Consider the following 21,910-nt stretch of genomic DNA (forward strand, 5'->3'; position numbering starts at 1 on the left):
CGGGAGGGGAGGAGCGCCGCATGTCCGCCGAGGACCCCCTCGCCCACCGTCTCGACTACGCGCTCGACGCGCTGGGCGACGACGCCCGTGACGCCGACCCGTTCGAGCTCTTCCACCGGTGGCTGACGGATGCCGCGGATCTGCCTGAGCCGAACGCGATGGTCGTCTCCACAGTCGACGCCGCAGCGCAGCCGACCTCCCGCACGGTGCTGTTGCGCGGGGTCGACGACGACGGAGCGCTCTGGTTCTTCACCAACCGGACCTCGCGGAAAGGCCGCGCGCTCGCCGAGAACCCCCGCGTCTCGCTCCTCTTCCCCTGGTACGCGCTGCAGCGCCAGATCATCGTGCTCGGCGAGGCCACCCCGCTGGACGCCGATCGCGACGACGCGTACTTCGCCGCCCGCCCCCGGGGGTCGCAGCTGTCGGCGTGGGCGAGCGAGCAGTCGCAGCCGGTGGGTTCTCGCGCGGACCTGGAGGCGGGGATGGAGGCGGCATCCGCTCGCTTCGCGGAGGATGCGACCGTTCCGCGTCCGCCGCACTGGGGCGGGTTCCGCGTGGTGCCGACCGAGATCGAATTCTGGCAGGGGCGACAGTCGCGCCTGCACGACCGCATCGTCTTCGCGCGCGATGCCGTGGATGCGCCGTGGACGTCGTTCCGCCGGCAGCCGTGAGGTCGCCTCGATCCAGCAGCCGTGAGGTCGCCTCGATCCGGCAGCCGTGATCTCGTGCCCACCGGCAGCCCCGGTCAGCTGCCGCGCCGATGCTCCGCGCCGTACACCGCGGCCTGAGTGCGCCGCACCATCCCCAACTTCGCGAGGAGTCCGCTGACGTAATTCTTGACCGTCTTCTCCGCGAGTCCCAGCCGCTCGCCGATCTCGCGGTTGGTGAGACCGTCGGCGATGAGGTCGAGCACCTGGCGCTCGCGGTAGGTGAGGTCGGCATCCGGCGAGGCGGGCGCGCTCCCGGTGACCGGCGCCGCGGCGGCCTGCGCGGCGGTGCGGAGCGCCTGCGCCGACTGCACCGTGCGACCGGCGGCGCTCGCGCGGATCGCGTCGACGAGGGCGGCGCTGCGGATGTCCTTCAGCACGTAGCCGCTGGCTCCGGCGAGGGCGGCCGACCGCAGGGCCTCGTCGTCGTCGTACGCGGTCAGCATCAGGCAGGCGATGTGCGGATGCCGCGACCGCACCTCGCGGCAGAGGTCCACGCCGCTGCCGTCGGGGAGGCGCACGTCGAGCACGGCGACGTCGGGCGCCGTGGCCTCGATGCGGCGGAGGGCCTCGGCGATGTCGCCGGCCTCCCCGACGACGTCGAGGTCGGCCTCGGCGTCGACGAGCTGAGCGATGCCGCGGCGGACGATCTCGTGGTCGTCGACGAGGAAGACACGGGTCATCGGGGGTTCCCTTCCCTCTGCGGAACGGTCTCGGGCGCATGCAGCGGGGCACTCCACCGCAGCGCGGTGCCGGCCGGCGACGTCTCGATCTCGAAAGTTCCGTCGCGTTGACGGGCGCGCTCGGCGAGGTTCGCCAACCCGCTGCGGCGACTGTGCGCCGGGATGCCGCGGCCGTCGTCGCGGATCTCGAGGCGCACCCCGTCGTCGTCGGCGGAGAGCGTGACGTCGACCGATCGCGCCCCGGCGTGCTTCGCGACGTTCGTCAGCCCCTCACGGAGGACGCCCGCGAGCTCATCGACGAGGGCGGCCGGGACGAGGCTGTCGACCGGGCCGCGGAAGCTCACGCGCGGGCTCGAGTCGAGCGATCGTCCGGCCTCGCTCGCGATCGAGAGGAGGCGGTCGCGGGCACCGCCGCGCCCCGCGCCGCCGGCGCTGCCGAGCGCGAAGATGACCGTCCGGATCTCGCGGATCGCGGCGTCCAGCGCGTCGATCTGGGTCGAGAGGTCGTCGGCGGCCTCGGGATGCCGATGGGCGAGGGCCTGAAGCGACAGGCCCGCGCCGAACAGGCGCTGGATCACGTGATCGTGGAGGTCGCGCGCGATGCGGGCCCGGTCGTCGGCCTGCTCGAGGCGGCGACGGTCGTCGCGACCGCGCACGACCTCGATCGCGACCCCCGCCTGCCCGGCGAAGACGAACGCCATCTCGAGGTCGGCATCGGTGAACGCGGCCGCGTCGGGGGCCCGCGAGACGGTCAGGACGCCGAGCACCTCGTCGCCGGCGAACAGCGGCACGGCCACGGTGGGTCCCTGCGCGCTCTGTCCGGGGAAGACCGCGCCCGCGGGCTGGGTTGGAGCGCTCACCGCACGCCGCGATGTCATCGCGAGGCCCGCGACGGTGGCGTTCACGTCGTGCTCGCGACCGAGGAGCGCCTCGGCCGCGGCGCCGCGCGCGGCGACGATCCCGAGGGTGTCGGCATCCGTCGTGGGGACGGCGAGCGTCACGAGGTCGGCGTCGACGAGCGGGGCGATCCGGTCGACGATCACCTCCAGCGCGTCGTCTCCGCGGACGTCGAGCAGGGCGCCCATGACGTCCGCGATGGCGGCGCTCCACTCCTCGCGGATCCTCGCCCGTTCGTACAGGCGGGCGTTCTCGATCGCGATCCCCGCGATCGCGGCGAGCGACACCACGAGGTTCTCGTCGGCATCCGTGAAGCGCCCGGCATCCGCCTCGGCGAGGTAGAGATCGCCGTAGACGGCGTCGCGCACGCGCACCGGGACCCCGAGGAATGAGTGCATCGGCGGGTGGTGGGCGGGGAACCCGACCGATCGCGGGTCGGCGGCGAGATCGCCCAGCCGGACCGGTTCCGACGAGGAGATCACCGCGCCGAGGATGCCGTGGCCCTGCGGGAAGTCGCCGATGCGGCGCGCGGTGTCGACCGGGATGCCGCGATGGACGAACCGGGTGAGCGTGCCGTCGTCGCCGAGCACCCCGAGGGCTCCGTAGCGGGCGCCGACGAGGGACATCCCCGCCTCGACGATGCGACCGAGGACCTCCTCGAGGTCGAGGTGCTCGACGACCGAGCTGCTGACGCGGAGGAGGTCGCCGAGGCGGCGCTGGGCGAAGCCCTCGTCGGCGTCCATGCCCGGCCTCCCGTCGTCTCGGCGTGTGTCGTGTCGGGACCTGGTGGGGCGAGTCTAGCCAGCGGCGTCACCGGCCATTCGGTGCGATCACGATCGGCGTCGATACGCGGCCGAGCAGATCCTGCGCGACCGAGCCCAGGAGCCCGCCGGTGACCACCCCGCGCCGGTGCGTGCCGAGGACGAGCAGCGACGACTGCGGCGCGAGGTGGGCGAGGGCCGGGGTGGGGGCGGACGAGACCAGGACGTCCTCGATCGGTGCCACGGCGGCCGCGGCCCGCGCCTGCTGCACGGCATCCTTCAGGATCCGCCGGTGCTGGTCCTTGACCTGCAGGGGCGAGGAGATGAGGGCGACCGACCCCTCCAGCGTCGGTACGGGCATCGACCACGCGTGGACGACGCGCAGCGGCGCGCCCGCGGCATCCGCCTCCGCCGCGGCGAACAGGAGCGCCGCCCGCGACGAGTCGTCGTCGTCGACGCCCACGGTCACCGGGTGGTCGTTCGGCGCCCAGCCGTCCGGGACGAACGCGACCGGGCCGTGGGCGTGCGCGATGAGGCGCAGCGGCTTGCTCGCCAGGACCGCCTTGACCGGAGACCCGCGACGGATGCCGACCACGACGAGATCGGCGCTGCGCGCATCCTCGGCCAGCGCCTTCGGCATCGAGCCGTCGACCCGGTGGACCTCGACGTGCACGCCCGGGGCCGTGTCGTGCACGCGGCGGGCCGCGTCCTCCAGCATCCGGTCGATCCGGCGCGCATCGCCGCCGAGACCGCTCGTCACCGTCGTGATGTCGAGCTCGGAGCCGTCGCGGGCGGCGCTGCGGGCGGCCCAGTCCAGCGCGGTCCGCGCGGCGGGGCCGTCGTCGTAGCCGAGGGTGATCGTGCGCATGCCCGCGACGCTACGCGCGGGGGTTCCGCGCGCCGAGGGCCGAAGGTCCCGGGTGGGAGGCGGGTGCGCGGCGGGACCTTCGGCCCTTCCGTCCCGCTGCCGGCCGCGGTGTGATCGCAGGGAGGAGAACGCCATGGACGCCACCCGCACCGCCCCTCCCGCCGCCCGCGCGGCCCTCACCGCCGCGCCGCAGCCCGCCCGGCTCGCCGCGCACGCCGTGGAGACCCTGCGCACCGGCGACTGCTGGGCGCTGCTCCAGGGCGGTGGTGTGGGACGCCTGGCGCTCGTCGCGATCGACGGTGCGCCCGACCTGTATCCGGTGGACTTCACCGTCCACGACGACCGTCTCTACGTCCGCTCCGGCCCGGGGTCCAAGCTCGCGGCGCTCGCCGCACGGCCGCAGGTGGCGTTCGAGACCGACGGCGGGAACGACGGATGCCGCTGGAGCGTGGTCGTGCGCGGAGAGGCCGCGCGCCTCGACCGCGACGACGAGATCGAGGCATCCGGGGTCCTCGATCTCGTCTCCTCCTCTCCGACGCCCAAGCACGACTTCCTCCGCATCACGCCGAACCGGCTGTCGGGACGCCGGTTCCGCGTGTTCCCCGAGACGGCTCCGCAGGGGGCAGAGCAGATCACGGGGTCCCCGCGGGTGCGATGACACCCGCGAAGACGCTCCGCCGGCGGCCCGGGACGCCGCCGGCGGAGCGGTCGGGCCGTTCGAGTTCGCGACATCCGGCGGTGTGTCGTAAGCTGGTCGGCGGTGACGTGTCCGAGCGGCCGAAGGTGCAACTCTCGAAAAGTTGTGTAGGGTAACCCCCTACCGTGGGTTCAAATCCCACCGTCACCGCCAGAAAAACCCCCGGGATCCGGGGGTTTTTTCTTTGCCGGAGCGTGCCGTCAGCGCGGGCTGGCAGCGCGGAGGCCTCGGAGCTCCTCGGCGATCGCCTCGGCATCCGTCCCGCGCACCTTCTCGTAGGCGCCTGTGACGGGGGTGAGGACGAGAGAGGTCTTCCCGGACGGGGTGGCGATCGTGAGCCACACCGACGGGAAGGTCTGGGTGATCAGTGTCCCCTTGGGTTTGATGGAGGCATCGCCGGCTTCGATCGCGCTGATGGCGTCGAACGGGATCGTCAGGATGTCGCCGATCTTCGCGGCGCGAATCCGGATCGATGCCGCGTCCGTGGTGACCACCGGCACGGTGTAGCGGGTGATGCGGGGTGTCGGGGAAGTGTCGCCGAGCAGAGCCCTCGCCCGTGCGACCTGGTCGGGGAAAGGCGGTGCGGGGGCGATGCGGACCGTGATCCCGCCCGGAGCTCCCCCTCCCGCGCCGGCGATCTTCGCCTGCGCGCGGCGGGAGAAGATCTTCTGCATCACCACAGCGGTCACCCCGATGGCTGCGGCGAGAACCACGTAGAAGAGGAAGTCGGGGCCGCCGTCCGTGGAGGATGACGCGGTCTGGGCGAGGGTGGGGAGGTGGCTCACGGGGCTCCTTCGGTCGGGCGGAGCTCGTGCCCGCGGGGTCAGTATGCCGGATCGCCGAGGACGCTGTCGGCACCGCCCCGGAGGTCTGCCGTCAGGCCCCCGCACCCACCCCCGCGCCGACGCGGTAGCGGGCGCCGCGGTGCTCGTCGGGGAGGCGGTCGCCGCGCCCGTGGAGCTTCTCGCGGAGCGTCCCGGGAGCGTACGTCTCGGGGTAGACCCCGCGGGCGCGGAGCACCGGGATCACGTGCTCGACGACGTCCTCGAAGGTGCCGGGGGTGATGGCGTAGGCGAGGTTGAAGCCGTCGACATCCGTCTCGTCCACCCACTCCTGGAGGGTGTCGGCGATCTCCTCGCCCGAGCCCACGATGAGCGGGCCGAGCCCGCCGATCGCGCCGCGCTCGGCGATGTCGCGGACGGTGAACTCCTCACCGTTCCGGGCGGATTCGGCGAAGTTGGCGATGACCGACTGGATCGCGTTCGACTTCACGTTGCCGACCGGCTCGTCGAGGTCGTACTGCGACAAATCGATGCCCATCCACCCGCTCATGAACACCAGCGCGCCCTCGGCGCTCGCGTACTGCAGGTAGTCGCGGTGCTTCGCGTGGGCCTTCTCGCTCGTCTCGTCGGTGATGATCGTCAGCAGCGTGTAGATCCGCGCCGAGTAGCGATCGCGCCCGGCGGCCTCCAGCGCGTCGCGGATGCGGGCGACGGTCGAGCGCAGCACCTCCTTCGTGGGGGCGGCGACGAAGATCGCCTCGGCGTTGTCGGCCGCGAACGCGACGCCGCGCGGCGAGGCTCCCGCCTGGTAGATCACGGGGGAGCGCTGCGGGCTCGGCTCGGAGATGTGGATGCCGGGAACGGTGAAGTGCTTCCCGTAGTGGCCGATCTCGTGCACCTTCGCCGGGTCGGTGAACACGCCGGACTCGCGGTCGCGCTGGACCGCGTCGTCCTCCCACGAGCCCTCCCACAGCTTGTAGAGCACCTCGAGGTACTCGTCGGCGTGGTCGTAGCGGTCGTCGTGCTCGAGCTGGTCGTCGTGACCCATGTTGCGCGCGGCGCTGGGGAGGTACCCGGTGACGACGTTCCAGCCGACGCGGCCGTTCGTCAGGTGGTCGAGCGTCGACATCCGCCGCGCGAAGGGATAGGGGTGCTCGTAGGCGGTTCCGGCGGTGATGCCGAATCCGAGGTGCTCGGTGACGAGCGCCATCGCGCTCACGAGGAGAAGCGGGTCGGCCACCGGAACCTGGGCGCCGTGACGGATCGCGGCCTCGTTGGTGCCGCCGTACACGTCGTAGGTGCCGAGGACGTCGGCGATGAAGATGCCGTCGAACGTGCCACGCTCGAGGAGCTGTGCGAGGTGCGTCCAGTACGTCAGCTCCTTGTAGCGGTGCGACTGATCGTCGGGGTGACGCCAGAGGCCGGAGGACTGGTGCGCGACGCAGTTCATGTCGAACGCGTTGAACCGGATCTGTCGCTTCGCCCCTTCGGGGGCGGCGGCGGCGGTCTCGGTCGCGGATGCGCTGTCGTGCGTGCTCATGCCGCCATAGTGCCGAGCCGCGGCAGCGGTGTCGCGTCGGGCGTCACGCGGCGACGCGGGGCGTAACGCGCCGTCACGAACGGCCATCGGCGGTGTCGGCACGGGCGATCGCTGTCGAGAACGCGGGGTATTCGGGCGGTTCCGTGGCCGCGGGGGCGGCTCGGCGACCGCTCGTCACGCGTTGCCGACGTCAGACTCCCGAGACGCGCCGCCCGCCGGCACCTCGAGCGTGAAGACCGCGCCGCCGCCGGGGGCGTTGGACGCCGTCACCTCCCCGCCGTGCGCACGGGCGATCGCTGTCGAAAACGCGGGGTATCCGGGCGGTTCCGGGGCCGCGGGGGCGGCTCGGCGGCCGCTCGTCACGCGTTTTCGACGCGCGGCTGCTGAGACGCGCCGCCCGCCGGCACCTCGAGGGTGAAGACCGCGCCGCCGCCGGGGGAGTTCACCGCCGTCACGTCGCCGCCGTGCGCGCGGGCGATCCCGCGGGCGATCGCGAGCCCGAGTCCCGCCCCGGCCGTGATGTCGACCGCGTGCGGCGACCGCGCCTGCGTCCCCCGCCAGCCCGCCGAGAACAGCAGCTCCGACTCCTCCTTCCGGATGCCGGGGCCACCGTCGTGGACGGCGATCCGCGCCCGTGCCCGACCGGCGTCGACGGCGACTCGCACACGGCCCCCGTCCGGGGTGTGCTGGAGGGCGTTGGCCACGAGGTTCGCGAGCGCTCGCCCGAGCTGCAGCGGATCGACCTCCGCCACGGCGTCGCGACGGATGTCGACGGTCACCTCCACCCCCGCGGCATCCGCGACGGCCCGCACGTCGGCGACGACGTCGCTCGCGAGGTCGCCGAGCGATGTCGGTTCGAGACGGAGCGCGAGGGCCCCGGCATCCAGCCGCGAGACGGCGAAGAGGTCGTCGACGAGGCGGTCGACGCGGTCGACCTGTCCGACGATCCGGGTGAGGAAGCGGTCCGGATCCGGGGCGACACCGTCTTGCAGCGCCTCGGCCTGCGCGCGGATGCCGGCGAGCGGCACCCGGAGGTCGTGCGTGATCCGCACGACGAGGTTCTGCCGCGCCTTCTCCTGCCGTTCGATCTCGGACCGTGCGGCGCGCAGCCGGGCGTCGGATGCCGCGAGCTCGTCGAGGACGGCGCGGAACTCGCCGATCGCGAGCCCGGTCTCGGCCGCCGTCCGCACCGGCACGCCGTTGCCGAGGTCGGCTGCGGCGCTGCGGAGGATGCCGGCCGCCCGGGCCACCCTTCCGCCCAGCAGCACAGCGACGAGGATCGCCACGGCGCCGCTCGACATCGCGATCGCGAGCGCGAGCTGCACATCGGTCTCGGAGAGGTACATCGCGTTCGAGGCGACGAGGATCCCGCCCACCACCGCCGAGACCGCGGCGGCGGCGACCGTGACCAGATGCACCAGGATGGGCGCGCGTGTCAGCAGGCGCAGCAGGATCCAGGCCGCGAGCCCGACGACCGCGGCGATGGCGGTGGAGGACGCCACGACCAGGAGCAGGGTCTCTCCGTTCACGCGCCTCCTCCGCCGTCGGTGGGAGCGCCGCCGCTCACGCCCGGGAGGTCGAACCGGTACCCGAAGCCCCACACCGTGACGAGCATCGTCGGGGAGGCGGCATCCGTCTCGATCTTCTCGCGGAGTCGCCGCACGTGCACCGTCACGGTCGAGGAGTCGCCGTGCGACCAGCCCCACACCGCGCCGAGCAGGTCCTCGCGCGAGAAGACCCGCCCCGGGCGACGCGCGAGGTAGACGAGCAGGTCGTACTCGCGCGAGGTCAGAGTCAGGGCGACGCCGTCGCGCTCGACGACTCTCGCCGCTGTGTCGATGCGGAGCGGCCCCCGCTCGAGCACCGCGTCGACGGATGCCGGGGCGGAGGTCTGTTCGGATGCCACGACGCGTCGCAGAAGTGTCCGCACCCGCAGCGTCAGCTCGCGCGGTGAGAAGGGCTTGACGAGGTAGTCGTCCGCGCCCGCTTCCAGGCCGTGGATGCGGTCCTCCTCGCTGCCGAGCGCGGTGAGGAGGATCACCGGGACGTCGGGCCGCGTCGCCCGAACGCGTCGGCACACCTCGACCCCGTCGATGCCGGGCAGCATCCGGTCGAGCACGAGGACGTCGGGATGCAGGGCGGCGGCGCGGTCGAGGGCGGTGAAGGCGTCGGTCGCCAGGACCACCGTCCAGCCCTCGCGCTCCAGGTACGCCTGGCACACCTCGAGGACCGTCGGGTCGTCGTCGACGAGGAGGACGGTGCGGCCGAGGAGGGCGGCATCCGGCGGGGTCGGCGACCGCGGATCCGGCACCCGAGGATCAGCCGGCACCGATCCACTCCTCGAAACGCGCGATCGGGTCGTACAGGCCGGCGTCGAGCACCCACGTCTGCAGCTGCTTGTCGAAGCCGGTGATCACGGCGACGCCGACGAGGATGAAGATCACGCCGATGATGCGGCGGAACCATCCGTTCGGGTCGGCCATCCACCCGAGTCGCCGGACGAGACCGCGTCCGAGGAGCGCGATGAGCAGCAGCATCCCCGCGAGCCCGACGGCGTAGGCGATGACGTACGACACCCCCTCCGCGAACGAGACGGGGAGGACGACGGCGACGATGAGGGCGTAGGTCGGGCTGCAGCTGGAGAAGACCGGACCGAGGGCGGCGCCGGTGAGGATGTCGCCCCCGACGCTCTGCCGCGACACGGTCTTGTCGAGCGCCGCGCCGGAGCGCGCCTGGAGACGGAGCCGGGTGGACACCCGGTCCCACAGGGCGGGAACGACGAGGTCGACGCCGAGGAGGATGATGATGACGCCCGACACGATCTGCCACACCTGAGGCGGGACGCCGAGGAGCGCGGTCGTGGCCTTGAGGGCGAGGGTGAAGACCACCACGCTCACCGCGAGCGAGCCGGCGATCACGAAGGGGCGCCAGCGGGCCCGGCGCGCGTCGCCTCCGCGGACGATCGAGCCGCCCACGATCACCGGCAGCAGCGGCAGCACGCACGGGGCTGCGACGGTCAGGATGCCGGCGGCGAGGGCTCCGAGGAGCGACGCGGTCATCGCCCGTGGCTCACGGCGCGGCGGCGACGAGCGACGCCACCGACGGGTCGTCGTACAGCACGGTCGAAGAGATCGCCTCGCCTGCGTCGTCGACGAAGACGACGGTGGTCTGCAGGGTCACGCCGTACTTCTGGCGGAGATCGGTGCGGCTGTCGTAGTCGACCTTGAACACGGTGAGGCCGTCCGGGGCGCCGCTCGCTCGGAGGTCTTCGTCCAGGGCGCGGCACTGCGGGCACCAGGAGGCGTGGAAGAACAGCGCCTTGTCGCCGGAGGTGGCCTCGATCGCGCCGTCGGTGTAGTCGACGTAGGCGCCGGCGGTCATCGTCTCCTCGGCCATCGGCTCTTCGGTCGTGGACTCTTCGTCCATCGACTCCGACTCCGCCATGGCCTCGGTCGGTTCGGGCGACATCGCCTCGTCCGACATCGCCTCGTCCGACATCGCGGGGGATGCCGTCGGGGATGCGGCATCCGACGCTGCAGCGCAGCCGGAGAGGACGAGACCGGCCGTGAGGAGCAGGGCGGCGGGGGCGGATGTGCGCGTCGGCATGGCGGTGACCTCGGATCCCGGGCGGCGGGTGCGCCCGACAGGAATCACGGTAGTGCGGTGCCCGCGCGCGCGGCGGGGCAGGAGCTTACGAGTCGATTACGGGTGCCGCGGCGCCGGCCTAACACGGCTTCCGAGCCCGCGCCAGGGGGTTCAGCCGGTCGAGACCACCTCCGTACCGTGGCCTGCAACCGACCGACCCTCGACGAAGGAGGAGCACGATGAACGACCGCACGAACGAGACGCTGCGCAAGCTCGGCGACCTCGACGAGACCGTCGCCAACCCTGATGAGGACGTGCGCGGACGCAGCGTCCGCGATCAGCACGGGGAGGACATCGGGACCGTTAAGGACCTCCTCGTCGACGAGGCGGAGAACCGCATCCGCTTCCTCGAGGTCGCCTCGGGCGGATTCCTCGGGATCGGGCGCGAGATCACCCTGCTGCCCGTCGACGCCATCACCGCCATCACCGACGACGAGGTCCGCGTCGACCCGACGCGCGAGAGGATCGCCGGTGCCCCCGAGTACGACCCGCGGCTCGTTCAGGAGCGCCATGACTACGGGAACTACCTCGACTACTACGGCTACGGCGCGTGGTGGGGTCCCGGCTACGCCTACCCGACCTTCCCGTACTACCGCTGACAATTCGAGGAGGATGCCGGAACCTCAACGATCCGATGAGGACGCGCGGAGCGACTGCCACGCAGTCCTTGCACGGCGGACGAGTCCGTCCGGCCGCGGCCCGAGATCCTCGCCCCGGCGGATCTGCGCGCCGCGGTCGACGGTGATCCGCGTCTCCTCCTGCAGACGCTCGATGGCGGTGTCGTCGCGCAGCGTGCGCTCCACCCGACCCTCCGCGGCGATGCCCCCCTGCAGCTGTCGCCCGCGTTCCAATTCCGCGATGAACTCCACGCCCATGAGCAGGGCCAGGTTCAGCAGGAAGAGCCAGATCAGGAACACGACGATGCCCCCGAGCGCCCCGAACGTGCGTCCGTAGTCGCCGATGGTCGACACGTACAGCGTGAACAGGGCGGACGAGGCCCCGATCAGAGCGAGCGTGAGGAGCGCACCCGGTGCCACCCACCGGAGCCGGGAGTGTCGCACGTTCGACGTCGTCGTGAACAGCAGGGTGACCATGATCACCGCGGCGAGCGCGAGGACCGGCCACCGCACGACGTTCCACGTGTCGATCGCGGCGTCGCCGAGGTTCCACGCGTCCCCGAGCGCCCGGGCGATCGCCGCGGAGAGGGTGATCACGGCGATGACGATGAGCGCGAGGACCAGGAGTGCGATGGTGACCACGATCTGCGCGGGCTTGCGCTTCCAGTACGGGCGACCCTCCTCGACCTCGTACACGCGGTTGACCAGGCGGCCGAACGCTCCGACGTAGAGGGATGCCGACCACAGCGCGGTGACGATCGAGATGACGAGGGTCAGGCCCGCGCCGGTGGCTCCCGAGATGTCGAGGAGCGGTGCGCGGAGAGTCTCGGCGACGGCGGCCGGTGCCACCTGGTCGATGAGGTCGAGCAACCGGGTCACGGCGTCTTCGCTGTCGCCGACGAGTCCCACGACCGCGATCAGCGCCAGCGCGGCGGGGAAGATCGACAGGACGGCGAAGAAGGTCAAGGCCGCCGCGGCATCGGGACACCCGTCGCGGATGAATTCCCTCACCGTGCGGCGCAGGAGGTATCTCCACGTGTCCCCGCGGAGCTGACCGGGGTGGGCGGGGACGCCCGCTCGCGACTCGTCGGTCATCCCCTCACCCTCCTCGCGCGCTCGCGCAGGTGACGCAGCGATCGGCGGTGGGGCGCACCTCGAGGCGCCCGACCGGGATGGCCCGACCGCAGTCGCGACAGATCCCGTACGTCCCGTCATCGACCCGCGCGAATGCGGCGTCGATGTCCGACAGCTCGCGCTCGACGTCCGCGCGCAGGCCCTCGAGCCGCGACCACTCGCCCGACAGCGGTGCGCCGTCCGGGTCGTGCTCGTCGTCGTCGGACTCGCCGATGCGCGCACGACGCAGCGCGGCGATCTGCGCGTCGAGGTCGGCGAGGCGCGCCCGAGCGGCGGCGCGCGCTTGCTCGAGGTGCACGGTCGGGCCGTGCGGGGTCGGCATCCGTTCCCTCAGTCGCGGGGCAGGACCGTCAGGACCCGCTCGATGTGGTCGCGGAACTCCGTCATGTAGTCGCGGAGGAACCCCTCGAGTCCCTCGTCGTGAACCTCGCCGTCCGCGCCGAACTTCTCGTCCGAGAAGGTGATGTAGGCCTCGGGGCTCGTCATCTGGCGGGCGTTGCAGAAACTCAGCACGCCGCGGAGGCTCTGTTGCGCGACCGCCGTGCCGATCTGGCCGATGGAGGCCCCGATGACAGCCGCGGGGATGTGGTCGAACGAGTTCTCCCCCCAGGGTCGGGAGGCCCAGTCGATCGCGTTCTTCAGCGCCCCCGGGATCGACCGGTTGTACTCGGGGGTGACGAACAGCACCGCATCCGAGTCGGCGATCGCGTCCTTCAGGGCGGTCGCGACGGGCGGGTAGTCGGCGTCGAAGTCCGGGCTGTACAGGGGCAGGTCGCCGATGGGGATCTCGCGGAACTCCAGTTCCGGCGGCGCGAGGCGGATGAGCGCCTTCGAGAGGGTGCGGTTGATCGATGTCGACGACAGGCTTCCGACGAAATAGCCGACGGTGTGCGTGGTCATGGGGATTCCTCTCTGCAGCGTGCGCCCAGCCTCTCGTCCACGGATGCCGAGGGGAAGGGTCTTGCGCGACGCGCGGGCATCCGGTTATGGGCGCGGGAAACAGGGTTGTAACCACCGTGTCGGCGGCCGGGAGTACCATCGCGCGCATGGCGTTCATCGAAGCCCGCGGGCTCGTCAAGACCTACACCCCGAAGGGTGCGCCGGTGGTGCGCGCGCTGGACGGGCTCGACCTGGACGTGCCGCGCGGAACGGTCACCGCGCTGCTCGGCCCCAACGGGGCGGGGAAGACCACGACGGTCAAGGCGCTGACCACTCTCATCAAGCCGGATGCCGGAACCGCGACGATCGACGGGGTGGACGTCCTCGCCGACCCCGAGCGCATCCGTCGGATGATCGGGGCGAGCGGGCAGTACGCCGCCGTGGACGAGAATCTCACCGGGTTCGAGAACCTGATGATGGTCGGTCGGCTCTACCATCTCGGGGGACGGGTCGCGCGGCAGCGGGCCACGGAGCTGATCGAGCTGTTCGACCTGACCGAGGCGCGCAACCGCCCGGTGAAGGGCTACTCCGGTGGCATGCGGCGACGGGTCGACCTCGCCGGCGCCCTCGTGATCAACCCGCCCGTGCTGTTCCTCGACGAGCCGACGACCGGTCTCGACCCGCGCAGCCGTCTCGGGCTGTGGGACGTCATCCAGACGCTGGTCACCGACGGGACGACGGTCCTCTTGACCACGCAGTACCTCGAAGAGGCCGACCGCCTCGCCGACTCGATCTCGGTCATCGACAACGGCAAGGTCATCGCCAAGGGCACCGCAGACGAACTCAAGGCCTCCGTCGGCGGGCAGCGCGTCGCGCTGACCCTCGTCGACGAGGCTGACGGCGACGCGGTGCGCGCCATCCTGGCGTCTCACGGATCGGGGGAGCCGGTCCTGACGGGAGGACGCACGTGGGTCGTACCCGTCGACGACGGTCCCGCTGCGCTCGCCGCCATCGTCGCGGCGGCATCCCGAAACGGCATCGCGCTGCACGACGCCGGCATGCGGCGCCCGACTCTGGACGACGTGTTCCTCCAGCTCACCGGGCGCGCGACCGAGCACGACACCGAGGAGACGGCGGCATGAGCACGTCCGAGTCCCGATCCGCGACCGACGCCGCCGGCGGCCGCGCGGCGACGATGACCCTCCGGCCCGAGGCGGGGTCGCCCCTGTCCCGGTTCTTCAGCGACGGGTGGGTGACGACGTGGCGCAACCTGATGAAGATCATCCGGGTGCCCGAGATCCTGCTGTTCTCGCTCATCCAGCCGATCATGTTCGTCCTGCTGTTCACCTACGTCTTCGGCGCCGCCATCGACATCCCCGGTGACGGGTACACGTCGTTCCTCATGGCGGGCATCTTCGCCCAGACGGTGGTGTTCGGCTCGACCTACTCGGGGTCGGCGATGGCGCAGGACCTCAAGGACGGCATCATCGACCGGTTCCGCACGCTGCCGATGAGCGGTGCGGCGGTGCTCGTCGGGCGGACCAACGGCGACCTCGTGATCAACGCGCTGTCGGTGCTGGTGATGATGGGGACGGGGCTGCTCGTCGGGTGGAGGGTGAACTCGTCGTTCCTCGAGTTCCTCGCCGGCGTCGCGCTCCTGCTGCTCTTCGCCTACGCCTTCTCGTGGGTGATGGCGTTCCTCGGCATGTCGGTGAAGAGCCCCGAGATCATCAACAACGCGTCCTTCCTCATCCTCTTCCCCCTCACGTTCATCTCCAACGCGTTCGTCCCGAGTGAGAACCTGCCGACGCCGCTGCGCATCTTCGCCGAGTGGAACCCCGTGTCCGCGCTTGTGCAGTCGGCGCGCGAACTGTTCGGCAACGTCCCGCCTGGGACGCCGGTCGGCGACGCCTGGCCGGCGCAGAACCCCATCGCCACCGTGATCATCGGCGTGGTCGTCCTACTGGCGGTCTTCGTGCCGCTGTCGATCCGGAAGTTCGCCACGCTGTCGCGGTGACCGGTCGAATGCCGGGAACCGCCACCGGCGCGGTGCGCGGTGTCGTCAGCAGGGGAGCGGGCGGTAGAGCGCGCGTGTGACGCGCCGCGCTCGCGACGTCGCGGCATCGGCGACCGTCGCCCCGTGGATCTCGGCGATCGCCCGCGCGGCCGTGTCGAGCGAATGCGTCTGCGCGCACTCGAGGGCGCGGTCGCGCCGCGGGCCGACGGAGGCGACGTAGATGCGGCCCGCGACCTCGATGAAGCCGATGGCGTCGTCAGCGATCGTGACGGCATAGACGTCGTCCGTCAGGCGTTCCACGTGTGCTTCCGGCATCGGCGAGGGCGATGCCGCCGCGCTCGGACCGGCGGTGTCGACCCGATCCAGCGAAGCCTCCGACATGATGCTCATCGCGTTCCGCCTTCCGTGCCGTTCCGTACTCCCCGGTGTGGTCTGACGATATCCGGACAGGGTGTCCCGAGCCTCGGGGTTGACGGCCGATGGCGCGTTCGCTACCAGCGCGCGAGTGTGACCGGCGACGGCTTCGGATGACGCTGCGTGTCGCTCTGCGACGTTCCGTGTCATCGACCGCGCGCGCGTGCGGCATCCGGACGTACCGTCGGGGCATGACGACGACTCCGACCTTGCCGGCGACCCCGGTCGCGCCGACGGACATCGAACCCCGCCGCGCGCTGCGGGTCGTGGGGGTGTCCGGCTCGCTGCACGAGCCCAGCAAGACCACCGCGCTCATCGCGGAGATCCTGCGCAGGGTCGGCACGCACCTCGACGTCGAGAGCTCACTCATCGAAGTGACGTCCATCGGGCCGGCCTTCGCCGGGGCGCTGACGCGCGAAGCGCTGCCGCCCGACGCCCGTGACGCCCTCGAGCAGATCGAGACCGCCGACCTCCTCGTCGTGGGCACCCCCGTCTATCGCGCGTCGTACACGGGCCTGTTCAAGCACCTGTTCGACTTCGTCGAGCAGTACGCACTCGTCGGGCGCCCCGTGCTCCTGGCGGCGACCGGCGGCGGCGAGCGGCACGCGCTCATCATCGAGCATCAGCTGCGTCCGCTGTTCGGGTTCTTCCAGGCGCTCACGCTTCCGCTCGGCGTCTACGCCAGCACGTCGGACTTCGACGGCTACACGCTCCGCGAAGGCGCGGTCTCCGACCGGATCGACCTCGCTGTCGAGCGGGCGCTGCCGATCCTCGAGCACGGCGGCCGGGCACGCCCGTCGGATCGCATCTCGACCTGGTGATCGACGAGCGCGACGCCGGCGGCCCGGCATCCATAGCGCGTTCATAGGTCCGCCCTACGGCGCCGAAAAGACCGCCGCGCATCCTGAAGTCCTCGCCGACGACAGGAGACCGAGATGAACCGCTTCCCCGACCCCGACGACACCCCCGACGGCCCGGCGTACCAGGGCAGGCTGCTCGCGCGACCCGACGACGAGGTCGTCGACCAGGGCATCGGGTTCGACCTCGGCACCCTCCTCAGTCGGCGCGGCATCCTCGGCATCGTGGGCCTCGGGGCGGGAGCGGTCGCGCTCGCCGCGTGCAGTCCGCTCGCGACGTCGGCTGCGACGCCATCGGCATCGGCCACCCCTTCGGCGGCGGGGACCACGACACCGACGTCCACGCCCTCGGCCTCGGCATCCGCCGTCCTTCCCGCCGGGGAGATCCCGGACGAGACCGCCGGCCCCTACCCGGGCGACGGGTCCAACGGTCCGGACGTGCTGGAGCAGTCCGGGATCATCCGCCGCGACCTGCGCACGAGCCTCGGAGGCACCGCCGTGGTCGAGGGGGTGCCGGCGGAGGTGACGTTGCGCATCACCGACGTGGCGTCGGGCGACGCGCCGTTCGCGGGCGTCGCGGTCTACGCGTGGCACTGCGATGCTCAGGGGCGGTACTCGATGTACTCCGACGGGGTCGAGGGCGAGACCTGGCTGCGCGGCGTGCAGGTCACCGATGCCGACGGGCAGGTCACTTTCACCACGATCGTCCCGGGGTGCTACGCGGGCCGCTGGCCGCACATCCACTTCGAGGTGTACCCGGATGCCGCGTCCATCACCGATGCCGGCAACGCGATCGCGACATCGCAGCTCGCTCTCCCCCAGGCGATGCTCGAGACGGTCTACGCCCTGCCGGCGTACGACGGGTCCGCGAGGAACCTGTCCGGGGTGAGCCTGACCTCCGACAACGTCTTCGGCGAGGACGGAGGCGCGCTGCAGATGCCGACGGTCACGGGCGACGCCTCGGCCGGATACGCCGCCTCGCTCGTGGTGCGCGTGGACACCGGGACGACGCCGAGCGCCGGAGCGGCCCCCGGACGTCCGTGAGACGCGGGAGCCGCTCCGGTCAGTGAGCTGTCCGAGTGCGGATCAGACCCGGAGGTCGGGGTCTTCGCCTTCCGCCTGCGACGGGTGGCCCGTCGCGCCGTCGTCACCGTTCGCTGGGCTGTCGGGGTCTTCGCCCTCGGCCTGGCTCGGGTGACCGGCGATGTCCTCGGGCGGCGTCTCGGCGATCGAGGCGCGATCGGTACCGGGGTCTCCGGTGCCGCTGTCGTAGCCGTCGGCGCTGTGGTCGTCGACGGCGTGCTCTTCAGGGCGGTCGTGGTGGGTCATGATGACTCCTTTCGGGGATCTTCGGATGTCGGGGTGCGCGCTCAGCGCATGTCATCGCCGGGCGACAGATCGCCCTCGCCGTCGGGGCCGAGGTCGATCATGGCCGGATCGGCGCCCTGCGACTCGGGCAGCGCGCTCGCGCCGGGGAGGTCCTCGGCGGGCACTTCGTCCAGCGGAGACGACAACTCGGCGGGATCGGCGCCCGTGGCTGTGTCATCCTCGGCGGGGGCTTCCCGGATGTCGCGGTCGGAGGCCTCCCAGTCCTGCTGGGCGGCGTCCCATCCGTCGTCGGCGGTCGCATCGGTCCCGCGTATCGCGGAGGTGAGGGTTTCGTTCTGATCGGGGTCGCTCATGCGTCGCTCCTTTCCTCTTCGCCCACTCTCGGCACTGTCGCTGTGAGAGCCGAGGGGCTTGCCCGCCGGGGCGCCGTGCGCTAGCGCCGATTCCACATCAGCGAGCCCGATAACAGGCGCGGCAGGGGAAGGCAACCCCCTGCGTGACGGCCGGGGCAGGGGGAAGCATGGGCACTCCCAACGAGAGGAAGGTCACGCAATGGCCCAGATCATCGAAACCGTCGATGTCGATGTCGACGTGTCCACCGCCTACAACCAGTGGACGCAGTTCGAGACGTTCCCCCGGTTCCTGAGCTTCGTGAAGTCGATCACCCAGCTGGACGACAAGACCCTGCGCTGGGTCGTCGAGATCGCCGGTGCGGAGCGCGAGTTCACCGCGAAGGTGAGCGAGCAGCACCCCGACGAGCGCGTCGCCTGGACCACCGTGGAGGGCGAGTCGCACCACGCGGGTGTCGTCACGTTCCACCGTCTGGGTGACAACGAGACGCGCGTGACCGTGCAGCTCGACTGGGAGCCGGAGGGTGTGGCCGAGAAGGTCGGCGCGCTCGTCGGCCTCGACGACCACGCGGTGAAGAAGGACCTGAAGAACTTCAAGGAGTTCATCGAGTCGCGCGGCAGCGAGACCGGCGCCTGGCGCGGCGACGTCTCCTGACCCGAACCACGCTGATGCCCGTCCCGCTGCCGGGGCGGGCATCATCGCGTGCGCGGCGCGCACGAGTACGCCTCCTCACGCGCACCTGTCAACCCCCTCGGCCGTCGTCAGGTGCTCGGGAGATGCTTCGGCCATGAAGGCAGTCACCTGGCAGGGGCGACGTCATGTCGCCGTCACCGATGAGCCCGATCCCCGGCTGGAAGAACCCACCGACGCGATCGTGCGCATCACCTCCACCGCGATCTGCGGTTCGGACCTGCATCTGTATGAACTGTTCGGCCCGTTCCTGGACCGCGGCGACATCCTCGGCCACGAGTCCATGGGCATCGTCGAGGCGGTGGGCTGCGACGTCGTGACCCTCCGCCCCGGCGACCGCGTCGTCGTGCCGTTCAACATCGCGTGCGGGCGGTGCTTCATGTGTCGCCGCGGACTGCAGTCGCAGTGCGAGACGACGCAGAACGACCAGTACGGCACCGGGGCATCGCTCTTCGGGTACACCAAGCTCTACGGTCAGATCCCGGGTGGGCAGGCAGAGCTTCTCCGCGTCCCGCTCGCCGACGAGAACACGATCCCCGTGGGCACCGATCTGCCGGACGAGCGCTACCTGTTCCTCAGCGACATCCTCCCCACGGCGTGGCAGGCGGTGGAATACACCGGACTCGACGAGCCGTCCACCCTGGTGGTGCTCGGGCTCGGTCCCGTCGGGCAGCTGGCGGCGCGCATCGGCGTGCAGCGCGGGCACCGCGTGATCGGCATCGACCCGGTGCCCGAGCGTCGAGCGATGGCCGTCCGGCACGGCGTCGAGGCCTGGGAGGGCGACGATGACGTCTCGCGCGTCATCGCGCACACCCAGGGCCGAGGAGCGGATGCCGTCATCGACGCCGTAGGCCTCGAGGCGCACGGGAGTCCCTTCGCCCACGCCGCGCACGCGGTGACCGCGGCTCTGCCGGACGCGCTCGCCCGACCGGTGATGGAGAACACCGGCGTCGACCGTCTCGCCGCCCTCCACGCATCGGTGGACATGGTGCGTCGCGGCGGGACCATCTCCATCAGCGGCGTGTACGTCGGCGACAGCGATGTCATGCCGATGAAGACGATGTTCGACAAGCAGCTCACGCTGCGGATGGGCCAGTGCAACGTCAAGCGGTGGATCGACGACCTCCGCCCCTACGCCGAGGCCGACGACGACCCGCTGGGCCTCGACGACCTCGTCACCCACCGGGCCGGCCTCGCCGACGCCCCGGATCTCTACGAGAAGTTCCAGAAGAAGGACGACGGGTGCATCAAGGTCGTCCTGCAACCGACATGAGGAACCCATGAAGACCGAACCCGCCCGCCACCTGGTGCTGGAGGCTTTGAGCGCGCGCTCCTGGCGTCTGTGCGACCGGTCGGCGGCCGCGAGCGACCCCTCCAAAGTGCTCGCCTACATCGAACAGTCAGAACGCGGCGGCTACGACGCCGCCTGGGTGCGCGCCGGTGGCGTGATGCGGCACTACCAGCGCCTCGACGACATCTTCACGGATGCCGCAGAGCTCGCCGGCGGCGCGGCGATCCGCCCGGGCCGCAAACCCGCGCCGATCCCGGCCCGCCCGCCGCTCACGCGCCGCCCCGCCACCTGATCGGATGGCGGCTCCGCGCGTCTGCGGCCCCCGTGTGCGGCGGCGGGCTACCGCGTGTGGCCGCATCCGTCAACAGGGTGGTGGACGGGGTGGGGGAGTGCGATCGTGACGTCAGGGCTTCGGGCTGCTCCTCGCATCCCGCGAGGCTGGACGTCCGGACATCGAGGGGATCCTCATGGGCAAGTTCATCTACGACGGCACGATCAAAGTGGATTTCGAGGACCGCACCCTCGCGCACCTGCAGCTGGTGATCGGTGCGAAGCTCCGCCGGGGTGAACCGTTCCATTTCACCTGGAAGGACGATTCGAGTATCGGCGACGGCCGCACCACCGTGTGGGTGCACCCCCGGTGCTCTCTGGTCTACAAGTACTACGGCAGCCGCAAGCCGCGGCTCAACATGGCCTGGGTGGACGCTCTGGCGTACACCGCGAACTCCCCGGCAGGGCTGTATCTCGTCCCGGAGCCGATGGAGACCGCATCGAATGGGGGCAACGATGAAGCGCATTGACATCGTCTACGGAGGAGAGCATTACAGCGTCGGCGGGCGGTCGCTCGACGAGCTGCAGAGTGAGATCGCCACCGGCTTGATGCAGGGCACCCACTGGCTGCAGGTGAACGACGGGGAGGGACAACCGCGACCGACGTACCTGCTGCTGACCGCCGGCGTCTCGATCGCCCTCATCCCGATCCCCGACGATGCACCCGAGGTGGCCGGCGGGGCGATGTGGGACAACGAGGGGCACGAGATCCACCTGTGATGAGCTCCTGACGCGCGAGCGGGGAGGCTGTCAACCCCCTCCAGGCGTCCTCCCTTGCGCGCGCAGACTGGCCAGCAGGAGGTCGAATGGACGAGCCGCTCCCACTGCCGCCGATCGAGAACTGGTGGCCCTATCTCAGCGTCAGTGCCCGCCACGAGGTGCGCGGCGCCCCCGATCGTGATCTCAGCCGACACGTGCGCGCCGAAATCGCGCGTGCGCTCGGAGTGCCCGTGCCGTTACGTGCCCACCTCACCAGCGACGACCAGCGTTTCGTCGACTTCGACATCAACGCCGCCGACTGATGCGCGCGACGGTGCTGACCGATCGAAAGACGGAGGACCACACATGACGAACCCACCATCGCCGGACCCTACGCGCGTCCGGAATCAGGTGGCTCTCCAGTCCGGCCCCCGCTGGACGTGGCTGATCGCCGGCGGGCTCTTGGCGATCATCGCGATGGTGACCTTCGCGTTCCTGGTGCCGATCGCCCCGGTGCCGGCGTGGGTCGGCATCACGTTGCAGGCAGCGCTCCTCGTTGCGCTGGTCCTGTCCTCCCTCCTCCTCTCCGCGGGTCGGCTGCGAGGAGTGACCAGCGCGGTGATCATGGGCGGAATGGCTGTGTCGGCGTTGGCCCTGATGCTCGTCATCCTCGCGCTCGCGCAGGGGACAGGGCCCCCGGCGATCGACGGCTGAGAGCGGCC

29 protein-coding genes and 1 tRNA gene are annotated in these 21,910 nt (G+C 71.3%); 15 read left to right on the forward strand and 15 right to left on the reverse strand.

Translation table 11 applies throughout. From position 1 onward, the window contains the following. The first annotated feature begins 20 nt into the window (after positions 1-20). Positions 21-671, forward strand: a complete 651-nt coding sequence (pdxH, locus tag ABXJ56_RS07915; RefSeq protein ID WP_353999140.1) for a pyridoxamine 5'-phosphate oxidase — start codon at positions 21-23, stop codon at positions 669-671. A 74-nt stretch (positions 672-745) separates the two neighbouring features. Here pdxH and ABXJ56_RS07920 read toward each other — a convergent pair whose 3' ends face one another. The 3 genes from ABXJ56_RS07920 to ABXJ56_RS07930 form a co-directional block, all read right to left on the reverse strand. After that, on the reverse strand, positions 746-1,390 hold the full coding sequence (locus tag ABXJ56_RS07920; RefSeq protein ID WP_353999141.1) for a response regulator transcription factor: 645 nt from the start codon (positions 1,388-1,390) through the stop codon (positions 746-748). Continuing rightward, positions 1,387-3,030 (reverse strand): sensor histidine kinase, encoded by a 1,644-nt coding sequence (locus ABXJ56_RS07925; protein WP_353999142.1) that lies wholly within the window; start codon positions 3,028-3,030, stop codon positions 1,387-1,389. Before ABXJ56_RS07925 ends, ABXJ56_RS07920 begins: the two co-directional genes overlap by 4 nt. A gap of 67 nt (positions 3,031-3,097) precedes the next feature. After that, the gene (locus ABXJ56_RS07930) at positions 3,098-3,916 is read right to left on the reverse strand and encodes a universal stress protein (RefSeq protein WP_353999143.1); all 819 of its coding nucleotides are present in this window, start codon (positions 3,914-3,916) and stop codon (positions 3,098-3,100) included. Between the two features lie 133 nt (positions 3,917-4,049). On the opposite strand from ABXJ56_RS07930, the gene ABXJ56_RS07935 reads away from it, so the two are divergent. Both ABXJ56_RS07935 and ABXJ56_RS07940 read left to right on the forward strand, forming a co-directional pair. Then, positions 4,050-4,574, forward strand: coding sequence for a pyridoxamine 5'-phosphate oxidase family protein (locus tag ABXJ56_RS07935; RefSeq protein ID WP_353999144.1), 525 nt, complete (start codon positions 4,050-4,052; stop codon positions 4,572-4,574). A gap of 101 nt (positions 4,575-4,675) precedes the next feature. Next, a tRNA-Ser gene (locus ABXJ56_RS07940) sits at positions 4,676-4,766 on the forward strand. A 47-nt stretch (positions 4,767-4,813) separates the two neighbouring features. On the opposite strand, the gene ABXJ56_RS07945 is transcribed toward ABXJ56_RS07940, so the two are convergent. The 6 genes from ABXJ56_RS07945 to ABXJ56_RS07970 form a co-directional block, all read right to left on the reverse strand. Beyond that, positions 4,814-5,398 (reverse strand): hypothetical protein, encoded by a 585-nt coding sequence (locus tag ABXJ56_RS07945; protein ID WP_353999145.1) that lies wholly within the window; start codon positions 5,396-5,398, stop codon positions 4,814-4,816. A 91-nt stretch (positions 5,399-5,489) separates the two neighbouring features. Beyond that, positions 5,490-6,935 carry an LLM class flavin-dependent oxidoreductase gene (locus ABXJ56_RS07950; protein ID WP_353999146.1) on the reverse strand — a complete coding sequence of 482 codons (1,446 nt, stop codon included), beginning with the start codon at positions 6,933-6,935 and terminating at the stop codon, positions 5,490-5,492. A 359-nt stretch (positions 6,936-7,294) separates the two neighbouring features. Continuing rightward, the gene (locus tag ABXJ56_RS07955) at positions 7,295-8,464 is read right to left on the reverse strand and encodes a sensor histidine kinase (protein WP_353999147.1); all 1,170 of its coding nucleotides are present in this window, start codon (positions 8,462-8,464) and stop codon (positions 7,295-7,297) included. Next, positions 8,461-9,264: a response regulator transcription factor gene (locus ABXJ56_RS07960; RefSeq protein WP_353999148.1), complete on the reverse strand. Its 804-nt coding sequence runs from the start codon at positions 9,262-9,264 to the stop codon at positions 8,461-8,463. The genes ABXJ56_RS07955 and ABXJ56_RS07960 overlap by 4 nt, the downstream gene beginning before the upstream one ends. Beyond that, a complete protein-coding gene (locus ABXJ56_RS07965) occupies positions 9,254-9,994 on the reverse strand; it encodes a cytochrome c biogenesis CcdA family protein (RefSeq protein WP_353999149.1) in 741 nt (246 codons plus the stop codon). The genes ABXJ56_RS07960 and ABXJ56_RS07965 overlap by 11 nt, the downstream gene beginning before the upstream one ends. Before the next feature lie 10 nt (positions 9,995-10,004). Next, positions 10,005-10,541 (reverse strand): thioredoxin family protein, encoded by a 537-nt coding sequence (locus ABXJ56_RS07970; protein ID WP_353999150.1) that lies wholly within the window; start codon positions 10,539-10,541, stop codon positions 10,005-10,007. Between the two features lie 218 nt (positions 10,542-10,759). Between ABXJ56_RS07970 and ABXJ56_RS07975 the strand changes: the two genes are divergently transcribed. Then, complete coding sequence (locus ABXJ56_RS07975) at positions 10,760-11,179, forward strand: PRC-barrel domain-containing protein (RefSeq protein ID WP_353999151.1); 420 nt, start codon at positions 10,760-10,762, stop codon at positions 11,177-11,179. A gap of 24 nt (positions 11,180-11,203) precedes the next feature. Here the strand turns inward: ABXJ56_RS07975 and ABXJ56_RS07980 are convergent, their stop codons facing one another. Genes ABXJ56_RS07980 through ABXJ56_RS07990 form a run of 3 tightly spaced genes read right to left on the reverse strand, consistent with a single transcriptional unit; the run spans position 11,204 to position 13,231 of the window. After that, complete coding sequence (locus ABXJ56_RS07980) at positions 11,204-12,292, reverse strand: YihY/virulence factor BrkB family protein (RefSeq protein ID WP_353999152.1); 1,089 nt, start codon at positions 12,290-12,292, stop codon at positions 11,204-11,206. 4 nt (positions 12,293-12,296) lie between these two features. Beyond that, entirely contained in the window at positions 12,297-12,653 is a 357-nt protein-coding gene (locus ABXJ56_RS07985; RefSeq protein WP_353999153.1) for a TraR/DksA family transcriptional regulator, read from the reverse strand. A gap of 8 nt (positions 12,654-12,661) precedes the next feature. Beyond that, positions 12,662-13,231 (reverse strand): NADPH-dependent FMN reductase, encoded by a 570-nt coding sequence (locus tag ABXJ56_RS07990; protein WP_353999154.1) that lies wholly within the window; start codon positions 13,229-13,231, stop codon positions 12,662-12,664. Between the two features lie 146 nt (positions 13,232-13,377). On the opposite strand from ABXJ56_RS07990, the gene ABXJ56_RS07995 reads away from it, so the two are divergent. Beyond that, positions 13,378-14,352 (forward strand): ATP-binding cassette domain-containing protein, encoded by a 975-nt coding sequence (locus tag ABXJ56_RS07995; RefSeq protein WP_353999155.1) that lies wholly within the window; start codon positions 13,378-13,380, stop codon positions 14,350-14,352. Positions 14,353-14,405: 53 nt separating this feature from the next. Continuing rightward, the gene (locus tag ABXJ56_RS08000; RefSeq protein ID WP_353999989.1) at positions 14,406-15,227 is read left to right on the forward strand and encodes an ABC transporter permease; all 822 of its coding nucleotides are present in this window, start codon (positions 14,406-14,408) and stop codon (positions 15,225-15,227) included. Positions 15,228-15,272: 45 nt separating this feature from the next. Here the strand turns inward: ABXJ56_RS08000 and ABXJ56_RS08005 are convergent, their stop codons facing one another. After that, positions 15,273-15,617: a hypothetical protein gene (locus ABXJ56_RS08005; RefSeq protein ID WP_353999156.1), complete on the reverse strand. Its 345-nt coding sequence runs from the start codon at positions 15,615-15,617 to the stop codon at positions 15,273-15,275. A 215-nt stretch (positions 15,618-15,832) separates the two neighbouring features. Here ABXJ56_RS08005 and msuE point away from each other — a divergent pair, with 215 nt between their 5' ends. Both msuE and ABXJ56_RS08015 read left to right on the forward strand, forming a co-directional pair. Beyond that, positions 15,833-16,462, forward strand: a complete 630-nt coding sequence (msuE, locus tag ABXJ56_RS08010; RefSeq protein ID WP_353999157.1) for an FMN reductase — start codon at positions 15,833-15,835, stop codon at positions 16,460-16,462. A gap of 114 nt (positions 16,463-16,576) precedes the next feature. After that, complete coding sequence (locus ABXJ56_RS08015; RefSeq protein WP_353999158.1) at positions 16,577-17,542, forward strand: intradiol ring-cleavage dioxygenase; 966 nt, start codon at positions 16,577-16,579, stop codon at positions 17,540-17,542. Positions 17,543-17,584: 42 nt separating this feature from the next. Here ABXJ56_RS08015 and ABXJ56_RS08020 read toward each other — a convergent pair whose 3' ends face one another. Further along, entirely contained in the window at positions 17,585-17,827 is a 243-nt protein-coding gene (locus ABXJ56_RS08020) for a hypothetical protein (protein WP_353999159.1), read from the reverse strand. 41 nt (positions 17,828-17,868) lie between these two features. Continuing rightward, a complete protein-coding gene (locus ABXJ56_RS08025) occupies positions 17,869-18,180 on the reverse strand; it encodes a sugar ABC transporter ATPase (RefSeq protein ID WP_353999160.1) in 312 nt (103 codons plus the stop codon). 199 nt (positions 18,181-18,379) lie between these two features. On the opposite strand from ABXJ56_RS08025, the gene ABXJ56_RS08030 reads away from it, so the two are divergent. The 7 genes from ABXJ56_RS08030 to ABXJ56_RS08060 all read left to right on the forward strand — a co-directional run bounded on the left by ABXJ56_RS08030 (position 18,380) and on the right by ABXJ56_RS08060 (position 21,902). Beyond that, the gene (locus tag ABXJ56_RS08030) at positions 18,380-18,832 is read left to right on the forward strand and encodes an SRPBCC family protein (RefSeq protein ID WP_353999161.1); all 453 of its coding nucleotides are present in this window, start codon (positions 18,380-18,382) and stop codon (positions 18,830-18,832) included. Between the two features lie 133 nt (positions 18,833-18,965). Beyond that, complete coding sequence (locus ABXJ56_RS08035; protein WP_353999162.1) at positions 18,966-20,141, forward strand: alcohol dehydrogenase catalytic domain-containing protein; 1,176 nt, start codon at positions 18,966-18,968, stop codon at positions 20,139-20,141. A 7-nt stretch (positions 20,142-20,148) separates the two neighbouring features. After that, complete coding sequence (locus ABXJ56_RS08040; RefSeq protein ID WP_353999163.1) at positions 20,149-20,451, forward strand: hypothetical protein; 303 nt, start codon at positions 20,149-20,151, stop codon at positions 20,449-20,451. Between the two features lie 175 nt (positions 20,452-20,626). Further along, positions 20,627-20,959: an ATP-dependent DNA ligase gene (locus ABXJ56_RS08045; RefSeq protein ID WP_353999164.1), complete on the forward strand. Its 333-nt coding sequence runs from the start codon at positions 20,627-20,629 to the stop codon at positions 20,957-20,959. After that, positions 20,946-21,209: a hypothetical protein gene (locus ABXJ56_RS08050; protein WP_353999165.1), complete on the forward strand. Its 264-nt coding sequence runs from the start codon at positions 20,946-20,948 to the stop codon at positions 21,207-21,209. The genes ABXJ56_RS08045 and ABXJ56_RS08050 overlap by 14 nt, the downstream gene beginning before the upstream one ends. Positions 21,210-21,295: 86 nt before the next feature. Further along, positions 21,296-21,511: a hypothetical protein gene (locus ABXJ56_RS08055; RefSeq protein WP_353999166.1), complete on the forward strand. Its 216-nt coding sequence runs from the start codon at positions 21,296-21,298 to the stop codon at positions 21,509-21,511. A 43-nt stretch (positions 21,512-21,554) separates the two neighbouring features. Then, positions 21,555-21,902 carry a hypothetical protein gene (locus ABXJ56_RS08060; protein WP_353999167.1) on the forward strand — a complete coding sequence of 116 codons (348 nt, stop codon included), beginning with the start codon at positions 21,555-21,557 and terminating at the stop codon, positions 21,900-21,902. The last annotated feature ends 8 nt before the right edge of the window (positions 21,903-21,910 follow it).

Source organism: Microbacterium aurantiacum, from assembly GCF_040532595.1.
GTDB lineage: Bacteria > Actinomycetota > Actinomycetes > Actinomycetales > Microbacteriaceae > Microbacterium > Microbacterium chocolatum_B.